The organism is Halomonas sp. ND22Bw (assembly GCF_003011945.1).
In the GTDB taxonomy this organism is placed as follows: Bacteria; Pseudomonadota; Gammaproteobacteria; order Pseudomonadales; family Halomonadaceae; genus Halomonas; species Halomonas halophila.
The window spans coordinates 1-238 of record NZ_PXWD01001728.1 but is presented as its reverse complement, the minus strand read 5'-3'; the positions used below and the strand labels follow the sequence as shown (position 1 = coordinate 238).

Sequence of the window (238 nt, the reverse complement as noted above, 5' to 3'; positions counted from 1 at the left end):
CCACGGCCCTCGACTGGTCGGACTGGGGCGGGTTCGGCCCGGCGGTGGAGATGTGCAACAGCAACGGCACCTGCCGGAAGCTCGCCGGCGGCGCCATGTGCCCCTCCTACCGCGTCACCAAGGACGAGCAGCACCTCACCCGGGGCCGGGCGAACTCCCTGCGGCTGGCGATTTCGGGTCAGCTCGGGCCCGACGCCTTCACCGGCCCCGAGATGAAGCGGACCCTGGATCTCTGCGT

1 protein-coding gene is annotated in these 238 nt (G+C 71.4%); it reads left to right on the top strand.

Translation table 11 applies throughout. From position 1 onward, the window contains the following. Positions 1-50: 50 nt before the first annotated feature. On the top strand, positions 51-238 hold a 188-nt coding region (locus CVH10_RS24195; protein ID WP_369336022.1), incomplete at its 3' end, for a hypothetical protein.